The organism is Blattabacterium sp. (Cryptocercus punctulatus) str. Cpu, from assembly GCF_000236405.1.
Taxonomy (GTDB): Bacteria; Bacteroidota; Bacteroidia; order Flavobacteriales; family Blattabacteriaceae; genus Blattabacterium; species Blattabacterium punctulatus.
Genome location: NC_016621.1, coordinates 188,230 through 212,959, shown reverse-complemented (window position 1 = coordinate 212,959; position 24,730 = coordinate 188,230). Strand labels below are relative to the sequence as shown.

The following is a 24,730-nucleotide window of genomic DNA, read 5'->3' as shown; positions in this document are numbered from 1 at the left end:
TAAATCCCATAATTTATTTTTTAATTGATTTATTCCTTCTTTTGTAAAAGAAGAAATAAAAATGATATTTTCTCCTAATTTTAGAAAAATTTTTTATATTTTTTTTTATTTCATTATCAATTAAATCTGATTTAGAAATAACTAATAAACGTTTTTTATTTAATAATTTTCGATTAAATTGTTTTAATTCATTCAATAATATAAAATATTCCATTTTATTATTTTTTTTTTCTGAAGAAATTAAAAATAATAGAACTAGATTACGTTCTATATGTCTTAGAAAAGTATACCCTAATCCTTTACCTTTTGAAGCCTTTTCTATAATACCGGGAATATCGGCTACTAAAAAAGTCTCATAATTCATTTTAACTATTCCTAAATTAGGTATTTTAGTTGTAAAAGGAAAATTTCCTATTTTTGGTTTTGCTTTCGTAATTATAGAAAGTAAAGTTGATTTTCCGGAATTTGGAAATCCAATTAAACCAACATCTGCTAAAATTTTTAATTCTAAAAATATCCAATTTCCTGTAGTTTTTATTCCGGATTGTGCATAAAATGGAAATCGATATTTCGAATTTTTAAAAAAAATATTCCCTTTTCCTCCTTTTCCACCTTTAAATAAAATTTTTTTTTGATCATTTTTAATTATTTCTACTAAAATAGTATCATTGATATTTTTAATTATAGTTCCTATAGGGACTTCAATCAATAAATTTTTACCATTTTTTCCGGTAATATTATTTTTTTTTCCTGGATTTCCAGATCCAGCAATCCAATGTTTATTATATTTTAAATGAATAAAAGTATTAATATTAGAATTTCCTCGTATAATAATATTACCTCCTTTACCACCTGATCCTCCATCAGGAATTCCCTTTTTTATATATTTTTTTTTATGAAAATGAATACATCCTTTTCCTCCATCACCACTTTTACAATAAATTTTTATAGAATCTATAAAATTATTTTTCATAAAAAAAATTATTATTTAAATATTTAAATTTGAAATTTCTTTTTCTATAAAAAAAAGAAATTTCATTTATAGAAGAAGAAGCATTTATTTTTATAAAATTATTTTTCCATTTTTTTTCATTCCAAATAAAAAAAGTTTCTTTATTATATTCTTCTATTCTTCTTTGAACTGTAATAATATCCGAATCATCATCACGATGACTAATCTTCCCTCTTTTTAATAATCTATTGATTAATAATTTTTTCTTTATTTCAAAAGAAAAAATTATATTGATCTTACCTAAAAATAAAGATTTTAATATTTTTTCTAAAGAAAAAACTTGTTTTTTTGTCCTAGGATATCCATCGTAAATAATACCTTTAGATTGAATATGTTTTTTTATTTCTATATTCAACATATTTGTTGTAATCTGATCAGGAACTAATATCCCTTTATTAATATAATAACGAGAAAGTTTACCTAAATTTGTCTTATTTTTTATATGATGTCTAAATAGCATTCCGGTAGATAAGTGAACTAATCTGAATTTTTTTTCTAAAATTTTTGCTTGAGTACCCTTTCCACATCCTGGTGGACCAAATAATATAATGTGTATCATAAAAAAAATAATGATAAATAATATAAAAAATATATAGAAATTATGATAAAAGGGAATAAATAATTCCGATCAGTACACTTAATACTTAAGAATAATTATAATTTTTTTTATGAAAAAAATAATTATAAATGAATTGATTTTCCATAAGCATGAAAAATAGATTCAAGAATTGATTCACTTAATGAAGGATGTGGATGAATACTTCCCATTATTTCATAATTAGTTGCCTCTAATTTTCTAGCAACTACAACTTCAGAAATAAGTTCCGAAACATTATTTCCAATCATATGACAACCTAACCATTCATCATATTTTTCGTCAAAAATAACTTTAACAAAACCTTCAATATTTTCATCACAAATTGATTTTCCAATAGAATGAAAAGGAAATTTTCCAACTTTAATTTTATATCCTTTTTCTTTAGCTTGTTTTTCAGTATAACCTACTGATGCAATTTCTGGAGAACAATAAACACATTTTGGAATATTTCCATAATCTATTTTTTGAGGATTTAATTCTTTGATATTTTCAATACATGAAATTGCTTCATTCGAAGCTACATGTGCTAATGATGGTCCTTCAATTACATCTCCAATAGCATAATAACCTTCTATATTTGTTCTATATTTTTCATCTACTACTATAAAACCATCTTTAGTTTTAATTCCAATTTCTTCTAATCCTATATTAATATTTGGAATAGTTCCAATTGCAGAAAGTACTATTTCTGCTTCTATAGTAATATTTTTTTTAGAATTTTTAATATCAACTATAATTCCTTTATCAGTATAATTTATTTTTTTTATAAAAGATGAAACATAACTTTTAATTCCTATCTTATCAAAAATAAATTTTATTTGATCAGATATTTCTTCATCTCCACTTGGAAAAAGTTTAGGAAAAAGCTCTATAAGGATAACTTCTGTTCCCATAGAATGATAAAAATAAGAAAATTCCAATCCAATAGAACCGGAACCGATAATAATCATTTTTTTAGGTAATTTTGAAAGAGATAATGCTTCTTTATATCCTATTATTTTTTTGGGATTTTGTTGAAATTTTTTTTCAATTTTGGGTTTCCCACCTGTAGCTATAATAATATGTGAAGCATAACATTCCCCAATTTTTTGTTTATCTCTAAAAATTTCAATTTTTTTTCCTTTTTTTAATTTTGCTTCTCCATGAATAACATGTATTCCATTTTTTTTCATTAAAAATGAAATTCTTTTTCTCATTTTATCTACGATATTTCTACTTTTAGAAAGTATTTGAGAAAAGTCAACTTTTATTTGATTTATACCAAATAATTTTTTATTTTTTTTTATTTCTTGTAAAATTTTAGCACTATTTAAAATAGATTTTGTTGGAATACACCCCCAATTTAAACATACACCACCTAAAGAATCTTTTTCTATTACAGCAGTTTTCATTCCAAGTTGTGCAGATCGTATAGAGGCAATATAACCACCTGGGCCACTACCTAAAACAATAACATCAAAATTCATAATTATAATTTTTGATAAATATAAATTTACAAATTTTTATTCTTAATTTTTTATAAATTTGTTTTTATTACTTATTAAAAATATATGAAATTTTTTATAGATACAGCTAATTTAAAAGAAATAAAACAGGCAAAAAAATTAGGGGTATTAGATGGTGTAACAACAAATCCTACTTTAATATCAAAAGAATTTATTCCAAAAAATAAGATTAATAATCATTATATATCTATTTGTCAATTATTAGATGATGAGGAAGGAGATGTAAGTGCAGAATTAATAAGTACAAATTATATAGATATGATTCAAGAAGGTGAAAAAATTTCACTTTTACATCCAAAAATAGTAGTAAAAATTCCGATGATTAAAGATGGAATTAAAGCAATAAAATATTTATCAAAAAAAAATATTAAAACTAATTGTACTTTAGTATTTTCCTCTGGTCAAGCTATTTTAGCTGCAAAGGCAGGATCTAATTATATTTCTCCATTTTTAGGAAGATTAGAAGATTTATCATATAATGGATTAAATTTAATAAAGGAAATTAAAAATATCTATAATAATTACCATTTTGATACAAAAATTTTAGCAGCCTCAATACGTAATCCATTACAAATTATAGAATGTTCTAAAATAGGAATATATGCAGTAACATCTCCATTAAAAATAATTCTATCTTTATTTAACCATCCATTAACAAAAATAGGACTGAAAAAATTTTTAGAAGATTATGAAAATATTATTAATTAATTTTTATTTTATTATCTAATAAATATTGAATAGAAATAGATGTAGATTTTGGAAGTTTTTCATAAAATTTAGATAAATCTATTTGTTCCTTATTTTCAAAAATTTCTTCTAAATTATTTTTATTTATAAAATTGAATTCTTCCAATTTTTTATCTAAATTTTCTTTAATTTTTTGACTAATTTTTTGACTAATTTTGTCTAAAATACAAATAGTTCCATAAATATTTTTTCCGGATTTTTTTTCTAATTCTTCACGATCTATTGTTTCTGTATTTATTGGAGCTTTAATTTCTTTAAAATTCATTATTTTAATAATTTTTCATAAAAATTTTTAATTTTTTTATATTAGAAGAATTTGGATATAATTTTACATATTTATAATATGCATCAATAAAATTTGAAATTTTATTTTTTTGATTTTCTTTTTTATTAATAGAAAGTTTATATGTAATTAAACAAATTTTGTATAAAACATCTTCTTTAAAATTACTTTTTGGAAAATTATTTAAAAAATTTTGAAAATAAATTAAAGATGATTGGTATTTTTTCATAAAAAAATATGTATTAGCAATATAATAATCTTTTTTTTCAAGTCTTTTTGATAATTTATTTAAAATTTCATTAATTTCTTCTAATTTCGAACTATTTGGATATGCTTTAATAAATTTATTTAAGACTTCAATTGCTTCTTTAGTTTTCTTTTGATCTAAATCGAAATTTAAAGATTTAAAATAATAAGTCAATCCACGTTTAAATGATTCATTTTCCTCATAATTATTTTCTAAATACTTTTTTTTTGAAAAAAGATTCAATTTTCGAAAAATATTTTCTAATATAGAAATTTCATTTTTTTTATTATAAAAATTAGTATTCCATTTTGATAAATGTTTTCCATCATAACATCCAGTTATTATAAATAATAAAAAAAAAATAATTTTGTTATAATTCATAATTATCTAATTTTTTCCAAATTTTTTTGAATAAAAATTTTTAATATCATGATTAAATAAATATAAACCACCTTTATCTTCTCCAATTAATTCAATTTTATCCAATATTTTTTTTATTAAAACTTCTTCTTCTATTTGTTCTTCGACATACCATTGTAAAAAATTATATGTAAAAAAATCTTTTTCCTGTAATGATAATTCAACTAAAAAATTAATTTCCAAAGAATTTTTTTTTTCATGTTCAAATAATTTATAAAATAAATTCATCAAAGAATTATATGAAATTTTTTCAAAAATATAATATTCACTTTTATTAAAATTATCCACATATCCTCCTCTTTTATTAATATACTTTATTAACTTCAACATATGTCTTCTTTCTTCATCCGAATGATCATATAAAAAATTATATATTCCATCAAGACCACCATATTTATATTCAACCCAAGATGCCATAGATAAATATAATTGAGAAGATTCTAATTCTCTATTTAATTGTTTTTTTAATTCTACTTGTATTTTTTTACTAAACATAATAAAAATTAAATAATTAATTTATAGTTTTTTTAATAAAAATTCCATTTTTTTTTTTAAATTATAAGTTCCACTTAATAATGGTAATCTTACATATGAACTACATATACCTATAATCTCCAAAAAAGTTTTTATTCCTGTAGGATTTCCTTCTTCATAAATAAGATAAATCATATTAAAAATTTCATAAAAAATTGAAAAAGCTTCTTTAACTTTATTACTTTTCGCTAAAGAAATCATTTTAGATATTTTATCTGGAAATCCTTGAGCTATTACAGATATAATTCCATTTCCTCCACCTAGTATTAAAGGCAAAGAAATAAAATCATCTCCTGCTATCACACTAAAATTTTTTGGTTTTTTTTTTATAATCTTATAAGATTGTAAAATATTACCAGATGCTTCTTTTATTCCTATAATTCTATTAAAATCATTAGCTAAACGAATAATTGTTTCAGGAAAAACATTTGATCCTGTTCTCTTAGGAACATTATAAACGATTATATTGGCATCTGTATTATTAATAATAGATTTAAAATGTTGATATATTCCTTCTTGAGATGGATTATTATAATAAGGAGAAATAGAAAGAATTGCTAAAAAATCTGATAAATTTATACTTTTTATTTTTTTGATAACATTTTCTGTATTATTACCTCCTATTCCTAATATTAAAGGTATTTTTTTATAATTGGAATTTTTAATACATTCAATTATATCTTTTTTTTCATTTTCTTCTAAAGTAGAAGTTTCTGCTGTAGTACCTAATATTATTAAATAATCCACTTTATCTTCTATATATTTTAAAAGCTTTTCAAGTCCATTAAAATCAATTTTTCTATTTTTTTTAAAAGGAGTAACTAACGCTACACCTGTTCCATATAATTTTTTCATAAAAATCCATATAGTGAATTCACTAACATTATTATTAATATTTCAGTATTTTTTTTATTTTTATTTATATAAATACAGATGTAGACGTATAGAAAAATAAAAAAAGAATTAATCTCTTTTTATCCTTGGTCTAGCTACAGAAACAATAATATTTCTTCCCATAAATTCTGTTCCATTTAATTTTTCTATAGCTTGTTTAGCATTTTCTTCATTAGACATTTCTATAAATCCAAATCCTTTACTTCTTTTATTAGAAGTAGATTCGTCAAAAATAATTTTTGCGTTAATAACTTCTCCTATAGATTCAAAATATTCTTTTAATTCTTGTTCTGTCATATCATAAGATAAATTGCCAACGTATAATTTCGTATAATCCATAATTAAAAAATAAATTGTTTTAAAAGCAAATTTAGAGAAATATTTTTTCTAAAAGAAAAATATTCTTATTGAAGAAGTTTTTTAACTTCATATATAAAAAAAACAAAATTTTTTGAAAAAATTTTTTATTTTTAGGTATTCCAAATAATAATAATTATCGAAGATTATATTTAATGAATATAATGAATGAATTTTCTATTGTATCTTCTTTATTAGATAATGATTTTTATAAATTTACTATGCAAAATGCTGTAATAAAATTATTTCCTTTAGTAAAAACTAAATATGAATTTATAAATCGTGGAAAACATTCTTTTCCAAGAAATTTTGCTAATCTTTTAAAAAAAAATCTTGATAAAATGTCGGATCTAAAATTATCAAATGAAGAAAGGATTTTTTTAGAAAAAAATTGTCCTTATTTAGATTCTACTTATCTTGATTTTTTAAAAAAATATCAATATAATCCAAAAGAAGTTAATATATCTCAAAAAGGAAAAAATATACAAATACATATAGAAGGATTATGGCATAGAACTATTTTATGGGAAGTACCTTTAATGGCAATAATATCTGAATTATATTATCAATTAACAGATGCAAAACGAATTTCAAATAAAAAAATTCTTTTTTTAACGAAAGAAAAATTAAATAAATATAAAAAATTAAATATAAAAATTGGAGAATACGGAACTAGAAGAAGATTTTCATATCAAATACATAAATTAGTTTTAAAATTTATAAAAAAAGAAGCTCCATCTTTTTTTATAGGTACTAGTAATGTACATTTATCCCATATTTTATCAATAAAACCTATTGGGACTCAAGGACATGAATGGGTAATGTTTCATGCAGCTAAATATGGATTTAATATGGCTGATAAAATTTCTATGAAAAATTGGTTAAATATATATGGAAAAAATTTAGGTATAGCTTTATCTGATACATATACTACTCCGATTTTTTTTAAAAATTTTGATCAAAACTTAGCAAATATTTTTGAAGGTATTAGACATGATAGTGGAGATCCAATTTTTTTTATTGAGGAAACTATAAAACATTATAAAAAATTTAAAATCAATCCATTACAAAAAAAAATTATATTTTCCGATAATCTTAATCCGTATAAAATAACTTATATTTCCTCTTTTTGTAAAAATAAAATTATTCCATTTTTTTGTATAGGAACTAATTTCACCAATGATGTTGGACCTCCATCAATGAATATAGTTATTAAAATGGTAAAAGCGATTCCAAAAAAAAAATGGATATCTGTTATTAAACTTTCTAATGTAAAAGAAAAATCTACGGGAGATAAAAAAATGATTATTTACGCTAAAAAAATACTTCAAATTCCATAATTTATAAATAATAATAATTTTACATTATATATGACATAATGACATTTTTTTTTATCTTTAAATTTTTAAAGAAATTAATTAATAATGAATGAAAAAAATTTAGTATTTAAAAAACATTTTTTTTATATAGAAAGTTATGGATGTCAAATGAATATTTCTGATAATGAAATAGTTACTTCTATATTATTAAATAATGGATTTTTTTTAACAGAAAATTTGAAAATAGCAAATATAATTTTATTAAATTCTTGTTCTATAAGAACTAAAGTAGAATTAGCTATAAAAAATAGATTACAAAAATTACAATATTTAAAAAAAGAAAAACCTATATTATTCGGTATTTTGGGTTGTTTATCAAATTCAATGAAAAAAAATTTTTTAGATAATAATTTGATTAATTTTACAATTGGACCAGATTACTATAAAAAAATACCTAGTATAATTAGTTTATCTATGAAAGGAGAAAAAATTTCTCATATTTTTTCATCTAAAAAAGAAACCTATGACAATATAAAGCCATTTAGAAAAAAAAATAAAATAACAGCATTTTTAAGTATAACAAGAGGATGTGATAACATGTGTACTTTTTGTATAGTTCCCTTTACAAGAGGAAGAGAAATTAGTCGTGATCCATATTCTATAATTAAAGAATGTAAAACTTTATATAAAAAAGGATTTAAAGAAGTAACTCTTTTAGGTCAAAATGTAGATTCTTACGTATGGTTGGGTAATGATGGATTAAAAAAAAGAATTTATAAAAAAATATACACTGAAAAAAAAAAAATAATAGATTTTTCTAAACTTTTAGATTTATTAGCTATAGAAATACCTTTTATGAGAATTCGTTTTTCTACTTCTAATCCACATGATATGTCTAATAAAGTAATAGAAGTAATATCAAAACATTCTAATATATGTAAACATATTCATTTACCAGTCCAATCTGGTAGCGATAAAATATTAAAATTAATGAATAGAAAATATACTCGTAAACAATATCTTTCTTTAATTAAAAAAATTAAATTTATAATTCCTGAATGTTCTATATCTCATGATATTATGACTGGATTTTGTAATGAAGATGAAAAAGATCATCAAGAAACAATTAGTTTAATGAATGAAGTAAAATATAATTATGGTTATATGTTTTCATATTCTCCTAGACCTGGAACTTATTCTTATAATAAATTAGAAAATAATGTTCCAGAATTTATAAAAAAAAAACGATTACAAGAAATTATTAACCTTCAAAGAGATCATTCTATTTTTCAAATGAAAAAATATATAGGAAAAATTCAAGAAGTTTTAATAGAAGGAGAATCTAAAAAAAATAATCAATATTGGTATGGAAAAAATACTCAAAATATTGTAATAGTTTTTCCAAAAAAAACTTATAAAATAGGAGAAACCGTTTTTATAAAAATAATAGATTATACATCTGCTACATTAATAGGAATAGGAATAGAAAAAAAATAAATAAGTAAAATCCATATATGGAATCTATTCATAACATAAAAAAAAAATTTTCCATTATTGGGAATGATTATGCTTTACATAGAGCTTTAGAAAAAACTATTCAAGTTGCACCAACAGATATTTCCGTACTAGTTCTTGGAGAAAGTGGAGTAGGAAAAGAATTTATTCCTAAAATAATTCATCAATTTTCCTATAGAAAACATCATTCTTATATTGCTGTAAATTGTGGGGCAATTCCAGAAGGAACTATTGATAGTGAATTATTTGGACATGAAAAAGGATCTTTTACAGGAGCTACAAATATGCGAAAAGGATATTTTGAAGGTGCAAATGGAGGAACTATATTTTTAGATGAAGTTGGTGAATTACCTTTAACTACACAAGTTCGTCTACTTCGAATTTTAGAAACAGGTGAATTTATAAAAGTTGGGTCTTCTAAAATACAAAAAACTAATATACGAATTGTAGCTGCAACTAATTTAAATCTTCTAGAATCTATTCAAAAAGGAAAATTTAGAGAAGATTTATATTATCGTCTTAATACAGTTCAAATAAATCTTCCTCCTTTACGTTTTCGTAAAAATGATATTAAATTATTATTTAAAAAATTTTCTAATGATTTTTCAGATAAATATCATATTCCTTCAATGAAATTGACTGAAGATGCTATAATATATCTAGAAAAATATCCTTGGCCTGGAAATATAAGACAATTAAAAAATATTATAGAACAAATGTCAGTAATAGAAAAAAAACGTGAAATTTCATCAGAAAAATTAAAAGAATATATTCCAGAAAATATCCCATTTTTATCATTTTCTCATCCAATAAATAATGAGTATTTTTTTCAAAATTTTTCTAACGAAAGAGATTTTCTATATAAAATTTTATTTGATATGAAAAAAAGTTTAAATCATCTTAAAAACTTAACCTTACAATTAATAAAAAATAACAATGATAATAAATTTATAAAAAAAAATCAAGAACTTATGGAAAAAGTATTTGGAAAAATAATTAAACCTTCCAATAATTCTATTAAATCTATAGTAAAAGATTCAATATTTCAATTAGAAAATTCTTCAAAACCTTTATCAAAATATGATTTCGATTATGAAGAAATAGAAGAAGATGTTTCAAAAAAAGAATCTAATTCTTTTTCATTACAAAAAAAAGAAATTGAATTTATTAAAAAAGCTTTAAAAAAAAATAATGGAAAAAGAAAGAAAACCGCAATAGAATTAGGTATTTCAGAAAGAACATTATATAGAAAAATTAAACAATATGGTTTATAAAAATATTTTTATTATATTTCTCTTTTACGTTTTTTTAAATAATAGTCATTGTCATTATAAACCTTTTTTATTGGATAAAGATAAAAAAACAATAGAAATTGGAAATTTTTCAGATAATAATATAAATATTTCAGGAAAATCTATTTCTTTTGAATTTAAAAAAAAATTTGAAAATTTTATTTTAAAACACACTCCTTGGAATTTTGTAAAAAAAGGAGGGAATATTCATTTATCTGGAGATTTTATAGACTATAAAATAATTAAAAAAAGAAATTCAAAATTAAAATTTATTAAAATGACAGTAAAAATTTATTGTAAAGATAATTTAAATCCAGAAAAAAATTGGGAAAAATATTTTGATATTGTAAAATCTTTTTCTCAACAAGATAACTTTCCATTAGAAAATTATCTTATAACAGAAAAAATTATTAATAATTTAGTTTCTCAATTATATAATAAAATATTTAATAATTGGTAATTAATTATGTATGTATTCAATTATATTTATAGGAATGTTTATTATTTTAATATGTTTTTTTCTTATTATAATAATTTTAATACAAAATCCTAAAAAAGGAATTTTTTATCAATCTTTTATGGATAAAAATTTTAGACTTTTTGGAATTAAAAGAACAAATAATTTTTTAGAAAAATTAACTTGGATATTATCTATTTTTATATTTTTTTTAGTTTTATTTTTTAATTATTTATTAAAACATAATTTATAAAAAAAAATATGTCATTATGGCATATAATATTAGTTAAATACAAAAAATTCAAATATTTTTTATTTGGCATGTTTTTGGCTTTGAACGGGATTAGTATCATTAACTTTAAAAATTATTTTAAATATGATGGAAGTAAAGATTAAACCTTTAGCAGATCGAGTACTAGTAAAACCTGATCCTGCTGAAACAAAAACAGCATCAGGTATAATAATTCCTGATACTGCAAAGGAAAAACCACAAAAAGGAACTGTGATATCTATTGGAAATGGAAAAAAAAATGAACCTATGATTCTAAAAAAAGGAGATAGAATTTTATATGGAAAATATTCTGGAACTGAATTAAAATGGGAAGGAGAAGAATATCTTATCATGCGGGAATCTGATGTAATAGCAGTTATATAATAATTAATTATTGAAATAATAAATAATTATGAATAATCCATAACTTGTAATTTAAAAAATATAAAAATTATGGCAAAAGATATTAAATTTGATATTGAAGCAAGAGATAAATTAAAAAAAGGAGTAGATGCATTAGCTAATGCGGTTAAAGTAACTTTAGGACCAAAAGGACGTAATGTAGTATTACAAAAGTCTTTTGGAGGTCCTCAAGTAACTAAAGATGGAGTTACTGTAGCTAAAGAAATAGAATTAGAAGATTCAATAGAAAATCTAGGAGCCCAAATGGTTAAAGAAGTAGCTTCAAAAACTAATGATGTAGCTGGAGATGGGACAACAACTGCAACTGTATTAGCTCAAGCTATCGTTAGAGAAGGGTTAAAAAATGTAGCGGCTGGAGCAAATCCAATGGATTTAAAAAGAGGAATAGATAAAGCATTAGAAGTTGTTATTTTAGATTTAAAAAAACAATCTAGAGAAGTTGGAGGAAATACCGATAAAATAAAACAAGTAGCTTCTATATCTGCAAATAATGATGAAAAAACTGGTGCATTAATAGCAGATGCTTTTGAAAAAGTTGGAAAAGAAGGAGTAATTACTGTAGAAGAAGCAAAAGGAACAGATACATCAGTAGATGTAGTAGAAGGTATGCAATTTGATAGAGGTTATCAATCTCCTTATTTTGTAACAAATACTGAGAAAATGATAACAGAATTTGATCAACCACAAATTCTACTATCTGATAAAAAAATTGCTGCAATGAAGGATTTATTACCTATATTAGAGCCTGTAGCTCAATCAGGTAAACCTTTACTTATTATTTCTGAAGAAGTAGAAGGTGAAGCATTAGCTACTTTAGTAGTAAATAAAATTCGAGGAACATTAAAAGTAGCAGCTATAAAAGCTCCAGGATTTGGAGATAGAAGAAAAGCAATGTTAGAAGATATTGCTATTCTTACAGGAGGTACTGTAATTTCAGAGGAAACTGGAAGTAAATTAGAAGATGTTAAATTAAAAATGCTTGGAAAAGCTGAAAGAGTTATTATTGATAAAGATAATACTACTATTATTAATGGTGGAGGTAGTAAAAAGGATATAAGAGCACGTGTAGATCAAATAAAAGCTCAAATAGAATCTACTACATCTGATTATGATAAAGAAAAATTACAAGAACGTCTTGCTAAATTAGCTGGTGGAGTTGCTGTCCTTTATGTAGGAGCTGCATCTGAAGTAGAAATGAAAGAAAAAAAAGATCGTGTAGATGATGCTTTAAATGCTACTCGTGCGGCAGTTGAAGAAGGTATTGTAGCTGGTGGTGGTGTTGCATTAGTTCGAGCAATCAAATCATTAGAAAATATTATAGGAGATAATTCTGATCAAGATACCGGAATACAAATAGTAAGAAGATCATTAGAAGAACCTTTACGTCAAATTGTAGCTAATGCAGGTGGAGAAGGTTCTGTAGTAGTTGCTAAAGTAGCTGAGGGAAAAGGTGATTTTGGTTATGATGCAAAAATTGGAGAATATAAAAATATGATAGTTGAAGGAATTATAGATCCTACTAAAGTAGCAAGAGTTGCATTAGAAAATGCAGCATCAGTTTCAGGAATGTTATTAACTACTGAATGTGTTGTTACAGAAATAAAAAAAGATGAACCAAGTTCTCCACCAATGCCTGGAGCTGGTGGTGGTGGAATGGGAGGAATGATGTAAATGAGGAATAATATTAAATAAAAATAAGAAGAAATAATAAAAAAAAAATAGTGTCGATGGACACTATTTTTTTTTTATTATTATAACCAATTTTTTTTGAATTTTCAAAGTTTGTTCTATTACATCTCTTACACACCCCCTACCTCCTTTTTTAGGAGAAATATATTTAGATACTTTTTTTACTTCTGGTACTGCATCTATTGGGGAACAAGGTAAAGCTACAGATTGCATAATTTCAATATCTGGAATATCATCCCCCATATATAATATTTTTTTTCTAGTAATATTTAAAATATTACAATATTCATCCAAATATTTTTTTTTATTATCAATACCTTGATAAATATATTGAATATTAAAATCTCTTAAACGACGAAAAACCATTAAATCTGCACCTCTTGTAATAATACATAAATTATATCCTCTATCTTTCGCTAATTCTATAGCAAATCCATCTTTAGCAAACATTTGACGTACCATATTCCCATCAGGAAATAAATTTAAAGTACAATTAGTTAATACCCCATCAACATCAAAAATAAAAGTATTAATATTCTTCATTATATTTCTATAATTTTCCATAATATAAAAATATTATCTATCAATAAACTAAATCATATTTGAAAATATACTAAAAATATTATATAATATGAAATTTACCAATACTTAAATATACTTATTTATATATCCTCAAAATTAATATTTGTAATGTTTTTTTTTTCTAATGGTTTTTTATGAATTTTTTTAATTTCTTGATTAAATGTATGATTTTTAAAATCTTTTTGATGACGTTCTGAAATTACTTCTCTCCCTTTTTCATTTATAATAAATCGAATCATATCATCAAGTATACTCTGAAATTTAGAAAAATCTTCTTTATATAAATAAATTTTATGTTTTTTATAAGTAATTTCTCCACTTTCAGAAAAAATTTTTTTACTTTCAGTAATAGTCAAATAATAATCTCCTGCTCTTGTTTCTCTAGCATCAAAAAAATATGTACGACTTCCTGTTTTTAAAGTACGTGAACAAATTTCATTTCTTTCTTTAATATTTTCTTTTTCGTCCATTTCAAACAAAATTATAAATCCTAATTAAGCAAATCTAAATAAAAAATTATTAATTTTATAGTTTTTTAATCTATAGAAAAAACTATCATCAAATATAAATATTCTTGGATTACTTATAATTTTTATTACAATACATTTTTTTATTTTTTTTCCTCTAGATAATGTTTACTTCTCTATTCTATGAATCATTTCATACTCATTTTAAAATTAATAATTTCCTCTTCTATCATTATTTTCCTTGTAGTTTCATAAACTTTATATAAATTTTCTTTTTTAATATTTACAAAAACTATATTATTTTAATAATAAAATATGAGAAAAAAAAAAGATACCTAATTTCTTAAGATTATATTAATTTTTTAAAAAATTAGAATTATAAATAAAACTAATACATTTATATACATAAAAATTTTGTAAGAATTTCTATTATTTCTCCTTTAAAATATTTTTTACCTCTAAAAAAAATAATAAAAAATAAAATAATATCCATTTTAACTAATGCTATATTTTTTTTAATATTTTAATATAATTTTTTATATTTTTCTTGAAAAAAAAATTAAAATACAAATGATTTAACAACATTAATTCTAGAACATTAATTCTAGAAAAAATTTCTTGTAAATGAATAGTCTAGAAATTAGGAATTCTTATAAGAGTCAATATTTAATCTAATTCGGAATATTTATATAAAAATCATTAAAAATAAAACTATTAAAATTAATAAAATATATATCTCCTAAACCTATATATATTGGCGAATAAAAAAAATATATTCTGTAATATGACTCATTAAATATTCGGTAAATAAATAAACTAACCAATATAATAAAAATCCAAACTTTTAAGTTTAAAATTTTATTTATATAATTGTAAACTATAAAAAATTAATACCATAAAAAAATGTTAATTAGGCGATACTTCAGAATAAGAAGTTTGCAATTTTTATATGCCCAACATTTATCTAAAATAAATTTTAAAAAAGTAGAAAAAAATATGCTTCAAAATATTGAAGAACTACATGAATTATATATTTTTTTACTCTATTTAATATTAAAAATTAGAGATAAAGCTATAAAAAATATGAATGAAATTTCAACTAAAAAAAAAATAAATTCTATACAAAAAATAGCATATAATTCCATCATTAAAATATTATCTAATAATAAATATTTATTAAAATATAAATATTTAAAATATTATGAAAAAAAATTATGGATAAAACAGGATGAATCTTTTCTTTTTTTATTAATAAAAGAAATGCAAAAATCACAAATTTTTAAAAATTCTATACAAAAATTTAATTCTTCTTTTGAAGAGGAAAAAAATTTTATTATAAAATATTATAAAAATAGTATAATTCCTAATAAAAAATTAATTGATTATATTGAGGATAGATATGTAATAAATGGATCCGAAAATTTATATATCGCACATATGATAGTTTGTAAAACTTTACAATCTATAAAATTATCTACCCCTAAAAATTTTAAATTATATAATATTTATAAAAATAATGAAAATAAAAAATTTATTATTGATTTATATAGAAATACAATTTATCATAAAGATGAATTTAATAAATTAATTGAATATATATCTAAAAATTGGACTATAAATAGAATAGCTACTGTAGATTTAATCATATTACAAATGGCTATTTGTGAATTTTTATATTTTCCAAATATTCCTCCAAAAGCAACTATAAATGAATATATAGAAATTACAAAAATATTTTGTATGGAAAAAAGTAAAATTTTCATTAATGGTATTCTAGATAAAGTATTCAAATTATTATATAAACAAAATAAAATATTTAAAATTGAAAAAAAATTAATATAATTATTTTCTTACTCATTTTATTTATTATATATTCAAAAAAAATATTAAATTTTATGTTTTCTATATTACAAAATTCTATAACAAACACTATTTTAATGTTTGTATTAATATTTATTGTATTTTATTTTTTTATGATACGTCCTCAAATACGAAAACAAAAAATAGAAAAAAAATTTCAAAAAAATTTAAAAAAAGGAATTTACATAGTAACAAATTCTGGATTACATGGAAAAATTATAGAAATTACAAATCATTTCTGTATATTAGAAACTATTACAGGAAAAATAAAATTTGAAAAAAACGCTATATCTAAAGAATTATCTCAGTTACGTTATGAAAATTTATTAAAAAAAAATAAAAATAATAATAAAATAAAAGAAATAGAATTTAAAGAAAATATCGAGAAAAAATGAGATCATTGTTAATAGGAATTACTGGAAATATGGGATCTTGGAAAAAGTTTATTTTCCCTCTTTTTTTTAAAAATATTGGAATTCCTGTATATTCATCAGATCAAAGAAGTAAAATTTTAATGAATAAAATAAAATTATTAAAAAATAATATTATAAATTTTTTGGTTAAAAAATCATATAAAAATAATAAAGTAAATACAAAATTTTTATCTAAAATAGTATTTCAAAATCCTATTTATTTAAAATTATTATGTTCTATTATTCATCCATGGATTTTTTTAGATTTTAAAAATTGGATTTTTTCACAAAAAACTTTTTATTCTATAAAAGAATCTGCTATTTTATTTGAAAGTGGATCTTATAAAAATTGTGATTTAATTATTACTATTATTTCACCTATAGAAAAAATGATTGAACGAATTATTAAAAGAGATCATCTAAATGAAAAAAAAATTATGAATCGTATTAAATTTCAAATTTCTAATAAAAAAAAAATTAAATATTCTAACATAATTATTGAAAATACTCAAGATATTTTTTTTTAAAAAAAAACAAAGAAATACATAATAAAATTATTCAAAAAATTTTAAAAAATGGGTAAAGGAGATAAAAAACTAAAAAGGAAAATAAAAATAAAACATATGGTAATATTCGTAAAAATCCTAGAAATTCTAAAAAAATAAAAAATAATTGAAATTATTCATCTCTTTTATTATTAAAAATAGATAAAAAATACATTAATTGAGCTAAACTTCCTAAGGCTGAAATAACATAAGTCATTGCTGCCCATTTTAAAGAATCTTTTGCCTGCTCATATTCCTGAAATGTTACCATATTTTTATTTTTTAACCATGTTAAAGCTCTTTTACTAGCATCAAATTCTATTGGAAGAGTAATAAAAGAAAAAAAAACTGCTAAAGAAAATAAACCTATACCTAATTTAAGAATAAAAGAATTTTTTCCTTCTGAACTATAAAATATTGTAAGGCCAATCATAATAGCTAAATGTGTAAATTTAGAACTAAAATTTAAAATAGGAATTAATCCATTTCGGAATTTTAATAAATTATAACCCCATTTATGTTGTAAAACATGACCACATTCATGAGCCGCAATAGCAGCAGAAGCAGAAGAATTTTCATAATAAACTTTTTCACTTAAATTAATTGTTTTATTTAATGGATTATAATGATCAGTTAATTCTCCTTCTACAGATATAATATTTACATCATAAATACCATTATCTGTTAACATTTTTTCTGCTATTTCTTTTCCACTCATATGATTTTGCAAATAAAATTTAGAATATGTCTGAATTTTATCTTTCAAAATTTTACTTACTATAACACTAATAAAAAATGTTATTCCTATAATAAAATAATAAATCATAAAATTATATAATCTTTATCTTTATTAACAAAATTATTAATTTATTAATTAAAATGAAAATATAATTTTTTATAATAAATTTATACGTCAAACTTTTGACTATGAATATTCCAATAAAAAATAATTTAAAAAGAGTCGTAATAATTGGAGCTGGATTTGCTGGATTACAAGTTGCTAAAAAATTGAGAAGAGATAAATTTCAAGTAGTTCTTATTGATAAAAATAATTATCATACTTTTCAACCTTTATTATATCAAGTAGCAACATCGGGATTAGAACCGGATTCGATTATACATACTATTAGAACAATTATAAAAAAAACAAAAAACTTTTTTTTTAGACTAGCTAATGTACATTTTATCAATATAAAAGAAAAAAAAATACATACAAATGTAGGAATTTTATTTTATGATTATTTAATTATAGCTACTGGATCTATAACTAATTATTTCGGGAATAAAAATATAGAATTTTTTTCTTTACCAATGAAATCAATTCCAGAAGCATTAAATATAAGAAGTCTTATATTACAAAATTTTGAATATGCATTACTTACAAAAAATTCTAAAGAAAGAGAAAAATTAATAACATTTGTTATTGTTGGTGGTGGTCCTACTGGAGTAGAACTAGCTGGATCTTTAGCAGAAATGAAAAAATATATATTGCAAAATGATTATCCAGATTTAAATATTCAACATATGAATATTCATTTATTACAAGCATCTTCTAGATTATTAGATGGAATGTCAGAAAAATCTTCAAAACAAGCTTTTAAAAATTTAAAAGAACTAGGAGTAAATATTTGGTTAAATTGTTTAGTAAAAGATTACGATAGTGAAATTATTTTTATGGATAAAAATAGAAAAATAGAATCTGCTAATGTTATATGGGCAGCAGGAGTAAAAGGTGCTATAATTAAAGGATTTATAAAAGAAGACATAATGAGTGGACAAAGAATTTTAGTAGATAATTATCTTAAAACTTTAAAATATCCAAATATTTTTGCTATTGGAGATGTAGCATATATAATTAAAAATAAATATTATCCAAATGGTCATCCTATGACTGCACAACCTGCTATTCAACAAGGAAAATGGCTAGCTAAAAATTTTAATTATTTTTTATTAAATAATAAAATAGGACCCCCTTTTAAATATAAAAATTTAGGGAATATGGCTACTATTGGTAGAAATAAAGCTGTATGTGATTTTACTTATTTTAAATTAAAAGGTTTTTTAGCATGGATTATTTGGATGTTTGTTCATTTAATTAGTCTAGTTGGATTTAGAAATAAAATAATAGTTTTAACAAATTGGATTATTCAATATTTTCATTATAATAAAAGTATACGTATAATTATAAAAAAAATTTTATAGAAAAAAAAAGATTAATTGAAAATAAATTTAGAAAAAATAATTTTTTATTTTATTTTCTGTTTCTAAATATTCTTGATCTACATTACTATGTATAGTTATTCCACTTCCTGCATATAAATTAATTTCTTTTTTATCCATTTTTATTTTTGCACATCTTAAATTAAGATATAATTCCATATTAATTTTATCAACAGGACCAAAATATCCAGTATAAAAATTTCTATTATAACCTTCATATTTTTGAATAAAATCTAAAGATTTTCTTTTAGGATAACCACATATTGAAGGAGTTGGATACATATTTTCCAAAATTTCGTAAAAATTTGGTTTTTTAAAAAATGAAAAATTAATTGGAGTTTTTAAATGTTCTATAGTACCTAAATTCAGTATTTTTGTTTTTCCTATAGATAAAATTCCTGAATAATACTTTTTTAAAAAAGTAGTAATATATTCTATTACAATTTTATGTTCTTCTATTTCTTTTTTTGTCCATTTATTTTTATTTTCTAAAGATGAAATAGTCCCAGCTAATGCTACAGTTTTTAATTTTTTATCATTACATTTCATTAATAATTCTGGAGAAGCTCCTATCCAAAAACCATAAGCAAAATCATACCATAAACTTATAAAAGAATTAGGATAAGAAAAAATTAATTTTTGAAAAGTTTTTTTTAAATAAAAATTTTGAAATGGTATTTTTATTAATCTAGATAAAACTACTTTTTTAAAGTAATTATTTTTAATAAATTTAATAGCTTTTTTAAGTAAATTTTGATATTCATATGAATAAATTAAATGAGAGAAATTTATATCTAAAAAAGAAGAAGGAATAGTAATTAATTTTTTAGAAAATATAATTTTTTTTATATCTATAAAATAAATTTCGTTAGTATAAATTTTTACGATATTTTTATGATTGAAACTTCCAATTAAAAAAAAATTTTCTTTTATTTTAATTTTTCTATTATTACCACGAGAATAAAAATAAATTTTATTTTCATAAGGTTTTTTAAATAAAACAAAGCTCTCATTATTATAATATTTTTTTATTATTTTTTTGTATAAATTAATAATACTTATTTCTATAAATTTCATATTTTTTTTTTAGGAATTATTATATTGGTCATTTTACAAAAACTAATAATATTTTTATGTTTATTATAAATATTTATTTTTATGAAATGAATTTTTTCCCCTTTATGAATAATCTTTGAATTAGCAAAAATAATTCCATTTCTAACATTTCGTATATGATTTGCAGAGATTTCTATATTAAAAACATTTAAATTATTTTGATTTAAATTTATTATAGATAATGCACTTCCAACACTTTCTGCTAAAGCAATTGTTGCACCACCATGAAGATATCCCATAGGTTGAAGTAATTTTTTACTTACTAACATTTTTGCTACTAAAGTATTTATTCCTATATCAATATATTTTATATTTAAAGTATACATTAAAGTATTTTTTCTTAAATTATTTAATTCATTTAATAATAATTTTTTTTTTTCATTTTTTTAAATTTTTTAAAATAAATTTCTAATAAATACAATTTTTATTTTAATAGAAAAAATTAATTTTAAAAAAAAGTTGGTAATTCTAAATTCAAAAAAATAAATCATAATGAAAAAAAAAGATATTTTTATCCCTTTAATAGGAAAAAAAAATAAAATTATTGGTTTTGAAAAAAAAGAAAAAGTTCATATAAAAGGATTATTACATAGTGCAGTATCAGTATTTATATTTAAATATAATCCAAAGAATAATAATAAATTATTAATGTTACAAAAAAGATCTTCAAAAAAATATCATTCTTCATTACTTTGGACTAATACATGTTGTAGTCATCCTAAAAAAAATGAATCTATTTTAAAAGCTGCACATCGATGTTTAATAGAAGAAATGGGATTTGATTGTTTTTTAGAAAAAAAATTTTGTTTTACTTATTATGAATTATTAAATAATGGATTAATAGAATATGAATTAGATCATGTTTTTATAGGATATTATGCATATCCACCTATAATTAATTCTAAAGAAGTTGATAAATGGAAATGGATTACATTAAAAAAATTGATTATAGATATGTATTTATACCCAAATTCTTATACTATATGGTTAAAAATTATTATAAATAAATATTTGAAAAAATTAAATTTTTAATAAATAATAATAATTATTATTATGAAAGTAACTATAAATAGAAAAGGTCATTTTAGTGCTGCACATAGACTTTATAATCCTCATTGGGATCATAATAAAAATATTGAAGAATTTGGAAAATGTGCATATATCAATTATCATGGACATAATTATGAATATATTGTTAGTATTACAGGAAAAATAAATTCAAAAACTGGATTTGTTTTTAGTATCCAAAAATTAAAAAATATTCTTCGTGAAGAAATAAATATTCTTTTTGATCATAAAAATATTAATGTAGATATTGAAGAATTTTATGATGTTAATCCTACAATGGAAAATATTGTTATTTTTCTTTGGCAAAAAATTAAAAAAAAAATATCTTCTAATTTAAATTTAAAAATAACTTTGTACGAAACTAAAAATAATTTTGCAGAATATGATGGATCTTAATGGATTAAAAAAAACAATATTATATAATAAACATATACAATTAGGAGCAAAAATGATCCCTTATTCTGGTTTTTCTATGCCACTTCAATATACATCTTCATTAAAAGAACATATAGCTGTAAGAAAATCGGTAGGTATATTTGATATTAGTCATATGGGAAAATTTATTTTAAAAGGAAAAGATTCTCATAATTTACTTCAATACCTAACTATAAATAATTTGTCTAATATAAAATCTGGACAAGCCCAATACACTTGTTTAGTTAATACTTTAGGAGGTATTATTGATGATTTAATTATTTATAAAATTTCAAAAATAGAATTTTTACTTATAGTTAATGCAATAAATATTGAAAAAGATAAAAAATGGATAAATAATTATATAAAAAATAAAAAATTAACATTTTTAGATTTATCTCAAGAATATTCACTTTTATCCATACAAGGACCAAAATCTATATCTTCTATTCAAAAATTGACAAATATTCCATTATCTAAAATTCCATTTTATCATTTTGAAATAGGAAAATTTTCAGATATAGATAAAATTTTGATTTCAAAAACAGGATATACTGGATCTAAAGGGGTAGAAATTTATATTCATAATAAATATACGGAATATGTATGGAATAATATTTTAAATATAGGTTCTTTTTCAAATATGATACCTTGTGGAATAGCAAGTAGAAATTCATTAAGAATAGAAATGGGATACCGTTTATATGGTCAAGATATAACTGAAAGAATTACTCCTATAGAAGCTGGATTATCTTGGATTACAAAATTTAATAAAAAATTTATTGCAAAAAAAATATTAAAAAACAAAAAATTAAAGGTACATATAAAAATTTTTTCTTTTTTTATAGAAGAAAATAAAATACCTAGACAAGGTAATTTATTAAAAAATAAAAAAAATTCTATTATTGGAAAAGTAACATCCGGATGTTTTTCTCCAATTCTAAAAAAAGGGATAGGATTAGGTTTTATTATAAAAAATAAATTAGATAAAAAATCTATTTTTATTTCAATAAGAGAAAAAAAATTCCTATTAATATTGTAAAATTTCCATTTATAAAAATATAATAAAAAAATATACAACATATTTACAATATTTTAAAAAAAACCTTTTATTAGCTATTCCTATATCTTTTACACAATTAGGAGTTATAATTGTTGGATTATCTGATAATATAATGGTAGGATTTTTAGGTAAAAAAGCTTTAGCATCAGTTTCATTAGCTAATTCTATTTTTCTTGTTTTTGTTATTTTTGGATTTGGAATATCTACCGCAATATCTCCTTTAATAGCATTAGTAGATGTAAAAAATGAGTATCAAAAAGGAGCTATTATTTTCTATCATGGATTGATATTTAATTTTTTTTTATCAATATTCATGTATATTTTTATACATATTTTTTTTTATATTCTTCCATATTTAGGACAACCTAAAGAAATTTTAAATGATACAATATCTTTTTTAAAAATTACAGCTATTACTTTTATTCCATGGATGATTTTTGAAGTTTTTAGAAAATTTTCAGAAGGATTATCTTTAGTTTTACCTAGTCTAATCATTACTTGGATATCAGCCTTTATTAATATTATTTTAAATTATTTATTCATTAATGGTTTATATGGATTTCCAAAATTAGGAGTTTCTGGAATAGCTTATGCTACTTTAATTTCTCGGATTATAATGTTAATAGGTATTTATTTTTTATTATATAAATATAAAAAAGTTCGTAATTATTATAATCATTTCAAATATTTTTTTTTTAAAAAAAAATATTTTAAAAAAATACTAAAAATAGGTATTCCATCTGGATTACATATGTTATTTGAAATAGGTGCTTTTTCAATTTCTTCTTTTATATCTGGAAAATGCGGAATAAAAGAATTAGCAGCACATCAAATAGTTCTTAATCTTGTCTCATCAACTTTTCTTCTTAGTACAGGATTCTCCGTATCTGCAACAATTAGAATTGGGAATCAATTAGCTTTAAAAAATTATTCTGAATTAAGAAAAATCGGATGGTCAATTATAATTATGGGAATAATATTTATGTTAATATGTAGTCTTATATTTTTATTTTTTCGAAATTATATTCCTTATTTATATATTAAAAATGATTATGAAGTAATTTATCTAGCAAAAAAAATGATTATAATTGCTAGTATTTTTCAAATATCTGATGGAATACAAGGAATAATCATTGGAGCATTAAGAGGAATTCATGATGTTAATATTCCTATGTGTATAAGTTTTTTTTCTTATTGGATTATTGCATTACCAATAGAATGGTTATTCTCTATATATTTTAAAATGGGGGGTCAAGGTGTATGGATAGGATTAGGACTAGGTATCACTTTATCATCTATACTTTTGATAATAAGATATGAAATTATAACTAAAAGACTTATAAAAAAACAAAAAAATATAAAACTCTTAATCTACATTATTAAATAATAAACTCATTGAGATTAAGTAATCATTAATAA

29 protein-coding genes are annotated in these 24,730 nt (G+C 21.0%); 16 read left to right on the top strand and 13 right to left on the bottom strand.

The window, feature by feature from the left end; all coding sequences use genetic code 11:
• Nucleotides 1–13: 13 nt before the first annotated feature.
• The 3 genes from obgE to lpdA form a co-directional block, all read right to left on the bottom strand.
• Nucleotides 14–973: a GTPase ObgE gene (obgE, locus tag BLBCPU_RS01025; protein WP_014246150.1), complete on the bottom strand. Its 960-nt coding sequence runs from the start codon at nucleotides 971–973 to the stop codon at nucleotides 14–16.
• Nucleotides 963–1,571, bottom strand: coding sequence for a nucleoside monophosphate kinase (locus BLBCPU_RS01020; protein WP_014246149.1), 609 nt, complete (start codon nucleotides 1,569–1,571; stop codon nucleotides 963–965). Before BLBCPU_RS01020 ends, obgE begins: the two co-directional genes overlap by 11 nt.
• 122 nt (nucleotides 1,572–1,693) lie before the next feature.
• A complete protein-coding gene (gene lpdA, locus BLBCPU_RS01015) occupies nucleotides 1,694–3,076 on the bottom strand; it encodes a dihydrolipoyl dehydrogenase (protein WP_014246148.1) in 1,383 nt (460 codons plus the stop codon).
• Between the two features lie 84 nt (nucleotides 3,077–3,160).
• On the opposite strand from lpdA, the gene fsa reads away from it, so the two are divergent.
• Nucleotides 3,161–3,823: a fructose-6-phosphate aldolase gene (fsa, locus tag BLBCPU_RS01010; RefSeq protein ID WP_014246147.1), complete on the top strand. Its 663-nt coding sequence runs from the start codon at nucleotides 3,161–3,163 to the stop codon at nucleotides 3,821–3,823.
• Here the strand turns inward: fsa and BLBCPU_RS01005 are convergent.
• The 5 genes from BLBCPU_RS01005 to BLBCPU_RS00985 all read right to left on the bottom strand — a co-directional run bounded on the left by BLBCPU_RS01005 (nucleotide 3,816) and on the right by BLBCPU_RS00985 (nucleotide 6,579).
• Nucleotides 3,816–4,127, bottom strand: coding sequence for a hypothetical protein (locus BLBCPU_RS01005; RefSeq protein ID WP_014246146.1), 312 nt, complete (start codon nucleotides 4,125–4,127; stop codon nucleotides 3,816–3,818). The genes fsa and BLBCPU_RS01005 overlap by 8 nt on opposite strands.
• A gap of 4 nt (nucleotides 4,128–4,131) precedes the next feature.
• Nucleotides 4,132–4,773 (bottom strand): outer membrane protein assembly factor BamD, encoded by a 642-nt coding sequence (gene bamD / locus BLBCPU_RS01000; protein WP_014246145.1) that lies wholly within the window; start codon nucleotides 4,771–4,773, stop codon nucleotides 4,132–4,134.
• A gap of 6 nt (nucleotides 4,774–4,779) precedes the next feature.
• The gene (locus BLBCPU_RS00995) at nucleotides 4,780–5,307 is read right to left on the bottom strand and encodes a ferritin (RefSeq protein ID WP_014246144.1); all 528 of its coding nucleotides are present in this window, start codon (nucleotides 5,305–5,307) and stop codon (nucleotides 4,780–4,782) included.
• 21 nt (nucleotides 5,308–5,328) lie between these two features.
• Nucleotides 5,329–6,201: a 4-hydroxy-tetrahydrodipicolinate synthase gene (gene dapA / locus BLBCPU_RS00990; protein WP_014246143.1), complete on the bottom strand. Its 873-nt coding sequence runs from the start codon at nucleotides 6,199–6,201 to the stop codon at nucleotides 5,329–5,331.
• 108 nt (nucleotides 6,202–6,309) lie between these two features.
• The gene (locus BLBCPU_RS00985) at nucleotides 6,310–6,579 is read right to left on the bottom strand and encodes an RNA-binding protein (protein WP_014246142.1); all 270 of its coding nucleotides are present in this window, start codon (nucleotides 6,577–6,579) and stop codon (nucleotides 6,310–6,312) included.
• Nucleotides 6,580–6,761: 182 nt separating this feature from the next.
• Between BLBCPU_RS00985 and pncB the strand changes: the two genes are divergently transcribed.
• The 7 genes from pncB (at nucleotide 6,762) to groL (ending at nucleotide 13,545) form a co-directional block, all read left to right on the top strand.
• Nucleotides 6,762–7,937: a nicotinate phosphoribosyltransferase gene (pncB, locus tag BLBCPU_RS00980; RefSeq protein WP_083817737.1), complete on the top strand. Its 1,176-nt coding sequence runs from the start codon at nucleotides 6,762–6,764 to the stop codon at nucleotides 7,935–7,937.
• A gap of 84 nt (nucleotides 7,938–8,021) precedes the next feature.
• Nucleotides 8,022–9,413 (top strand): tRNA (N6-isopentenyl adenosine(37)-C2)-methylthiotransferase MiaB, encoded by a 1,392-nt coding sequence (gene miaB, locus BLBCPU_RS00975; protein WP_014246140.1) that lies wholly within the window; start codon nucleotides 8,022–8,024, stop codon nucleotides 9,411–9,413.
• A gap of 17 nt (nucleotides 9,414–9,430) precedes the next feature.
• Complete coding sequence (locus tag BLBCPU_RS00970; RefSeq protein ID WP_014246139.1) at nucleotides 9,431–10,705, top strand: sigma 54-interacting transcriptional regulator; 1,275 nt, start codon at nucleotides 9,431–9,433, stop codon at nucleotides 10,703–10,705.
• A complete protein-coding gene (locus BLBCPU_RS00965) occupies nucleotides 10,695–11,183 on the top strand; it encodes a hypothetical protein (protein ID WP_014246138.1) in 489 nt (162 codons plus the stop codon). Before BLBCPU_RS00970 ends, BLBCPU_RS00965 begins: the two co-directional genes overlap by 11 nt.
• 10 nt (nucleotides 11,184–11,193) lie before the next feature.
• Nucleotides 11,194–11,433, top strand: coding sequence for a preprotein translocase subunit SecG (secG, locus tag BLBCPU_RS00960; RefSeq protein ID WP_014246137.1), 240 nt, complete (start codon nucleotides 11,194–11,196; stop codon nucleotides 11,431–11,433).
• Nucleotides 11,434–11,556: 123 nt separating this feature from the next.
• The gene (groES, locus tag BLBCPU_RS00955) at nucleotides 11,557–11,835 is read left to right on the top strand and encodes a co-chaperone GroES (RefSeq protein ID WP_014246136.1); all 279 of its coding nucleotides are present in this window, start codon (nucleotides 11,557–11,559) and stop codon (nucleotides 11,833–11,835) included.
• Between the two features lie 69 nt (nucleotides 11,836–11,904).
• A complete protein-coding gene (gene groL, locus BLBCPU_RS00950) occupies nucleotides 11,905–13,545 on the top strand; it encodes a chaperonin GroEL (RefSeq protein WP_014246135.1) in 1,641 nt (546 codons plus the stop codon).
• Nucleotides 13,546–13,608: 63 nt separating this feature from the next.
• On the opposite strand, the gene BLBCPU_RS00945 is transcribed toward groL, so the two are convergent.
• Both BLBCPU_RS00945 and BLBCPU_RS00940 read right to left on the bottom strand, forming a co-directional pair.
• Nucleotides 13,609–14,106 carry an HAD family hydrolase gene (locus tag BLBCPU_RS00945; protein WP_254044409.1) on the bottom strand — a complete coding sequence of 166 codons (498 nt, stop codon included), beginning with the start codon at nucleotides 14,104–14,106 and terminating at the stop codon, nucleotides 13,609–13,611.
• Between the two features lie 119 nt (nucleotides 14,107–14,225).
• Entirely contained in the window at nucleotides 14,226–14,615 is a 390-nt protein-coding gene (locus BLBCPU_RS00940; protein WP_014246133.1) for a DUF3276 family protein, read from the bottom strand.
• A gap of 900 nt (nucleotides 14,616–15,515) precedes the next feature.
• On the opposite strand from BLBCPU_RS00940, the gene nusB reads away from it, so the two are divergent.
• Genes nusB through coaE form a run of 3 tightly spaced genes read left to right on the top strand, consistent with a single transcriptional unit; the run spans nucleotide 15,516 to nucleotide 17,412 of the window.
• The gene (nusB, locus tag BLBCPU_RS00935) at nucleotides 15,516–16,454 is read left to right on the top strand and encodes a transcription antitermination factor NusB (RefSeq protein ID WP_041178607.1); all 939 of its coding nucleotides are present in this window, start codon (nucleotides 15,516–15,518) and stop codon (nucleotides 16,452–16,454) included.
• Nucleotides 16,455–16,507: 53 nt separating this feature from the next.
• On the top strand, nucleotides 16,508–16,867 hold the full coding sequence (gene yajC / locus BLBCPU_RS00930; RefSeq protein WP_014246131.1) for a preprotein translocase subunit YajC: 360 nt from the start codon (nucleotides 16,508–16,510) through the stop codon (nucleotides 16,865–16,867).
• Complete coding sequence (coaE, locus tag BLBCPU_RS00925; protein ID WP_014246130.1) at nucleotides 16,864–17,412, top strand: dephospho-CoA kinase; 549 nt, start codon at nucleotides 16,864–16,866, stop codon at nucleotides 17,410–17,412. The genes yajC and coaE overlap by 4 nt, the downstream gene beginning before the upstream one ends.
• Nucleotides 17,413–17,563: 151 nt before the next feature.
• Here the strand turns inward: coaE and BLBCPU_RS00920 are convergent, their stop codons facing one another.
• Complete coding sequence (locus BLBCPU_RS00920; protein ID WP_014246128.1) at nucleotides 17,564–18,256, bottom strand: zinc metallopeptidase; 693 nt, start codon at nucleotides 18,254–18,256, stop codon at nucleotides 17,564–17,566.
• A 101-nt stretch (nucleotides 18,257–18,357) separates the two neighbouring features.
• Here BLBCPU_RS00920 and BLBCPU_RS00915 point away from each other — a divergent pair, with 101 nt between their 5' ends.
• Nucleotides 18,358–19,632, top strand: a complete 1,275-nt coding sequence (locus BLBCPU_RS00915) for an NAD(P)/FAD-dependent oxidoreductase (protein ID WP_014246127.1) — start codon at nucleotides 18,358–18,360, stop codon at nucleotides 19,630–19,632.
• A gap of 27 nt (nucleotides 19,633–19,659) precedes the next feature.
• On the opposite strand, the gene BLBCPU_RS00910 is transcribed toward BLBCPU_RS00915, so the two are convergent.
• Both BLBCPU_RS00910 and BLBCPU_RS00905 read right to left on the bottom strand, forming a co-directional pair.
• Nucleotides 19,660–20,727: a chorismate-binding protein gene (locus BLBCPU_RS00910; protein ID WP_014246126.1), complete on the bottom strand. Its 1,068-nt coding sequence runs from the start codon at nucleotides 20,725–20,727 to the stop codon at nucleotides 19,660–19,662.
• Nucleotides 20,724–21,092, bottom strand: coding sequence for a PaaI family thioesterase (locus BLBCPU_RS00905; protein WP_014246125.1), 369 nt, complete (start codon nucleotides 21,090–21,092; stop codon nucleotides 20,724–20,726). Before BLBCPU_RS00905 ends, BLBCPU_RS00910 begins: the two co-directional genes overlap by 4 nt.
• A gap of 166 nt (nucleotides 21,093–21,258) precedes the next feature.
• Here BLBCPU_RS00905 and BLBCPU_RS00900 point away from each other — a divergent pair, with 166 nt between their 5' ends.
• The 4 genes from BLBCPU_RS00900 (at nucleotide 21,259) to BLBCPU_RS00885 (ending at nucleotide 24,698) form a co-directional block, all read left to right on the top strand.
• Nucleotides 21,259–21,798 carry an isopentenyl-diphosphate delta-isomerase gene (locus tag BLBCPU_RS00900; RefSeq protein WP_014246124.1) on the top strand — a complete coding sequence of 180 codons (540 nt, stop codon included), beginning with the start codon at nucleotides 21,259–21,261 and terminating at the stop codon, nucleotides 21,796–21,798.
• A gap of 21 nt (nucleotides 21,799–21,819) precedes the next feature.
• Nucleotides 21,820–22,230: a 6-carboxytetrahydropterin synthase gene (locus BLBCPU_RS00895; protein WP_014246123.1), complete on the top strand. Its 411-nt coding sequence runs from the start codon at nucleotides 21,820–21,822 to the stop codon at nucleotides 22,228–22,230.
• Complete coding sequence (gene gcvT / locus BLBCPU_RS00890) at nucleotides 22,217–23,290, top strand: glycine cleavage system aminomethyltransferase GcvT (RefSeq protein WP_254044408.1); 1,074 nt, start codon at nucleotides 22,217–22,219, stop codon at nucleotides 23,288–23,290. The genes BLBCPU_RS00895 and gcvT overlap by 14 nt, the downstream gene beginning before the upstream one ends.
• Nucleotides 23,291–23,372: 82 nt before the next feature.
• Nucleotides 23,373–24,698, top strand: coding sequence for an MATE family efflux transporter (locus BLBCPU_RS00885; protein WP_083817731.1), 1,326 nt, complete (start codon nucleotides 23,373–23,375; stop codon nucleotides 24,696–24,698).
• The last annotated feature ends 32 nt before the right edge of the window (nucleotides 24,699–24,730 follow it).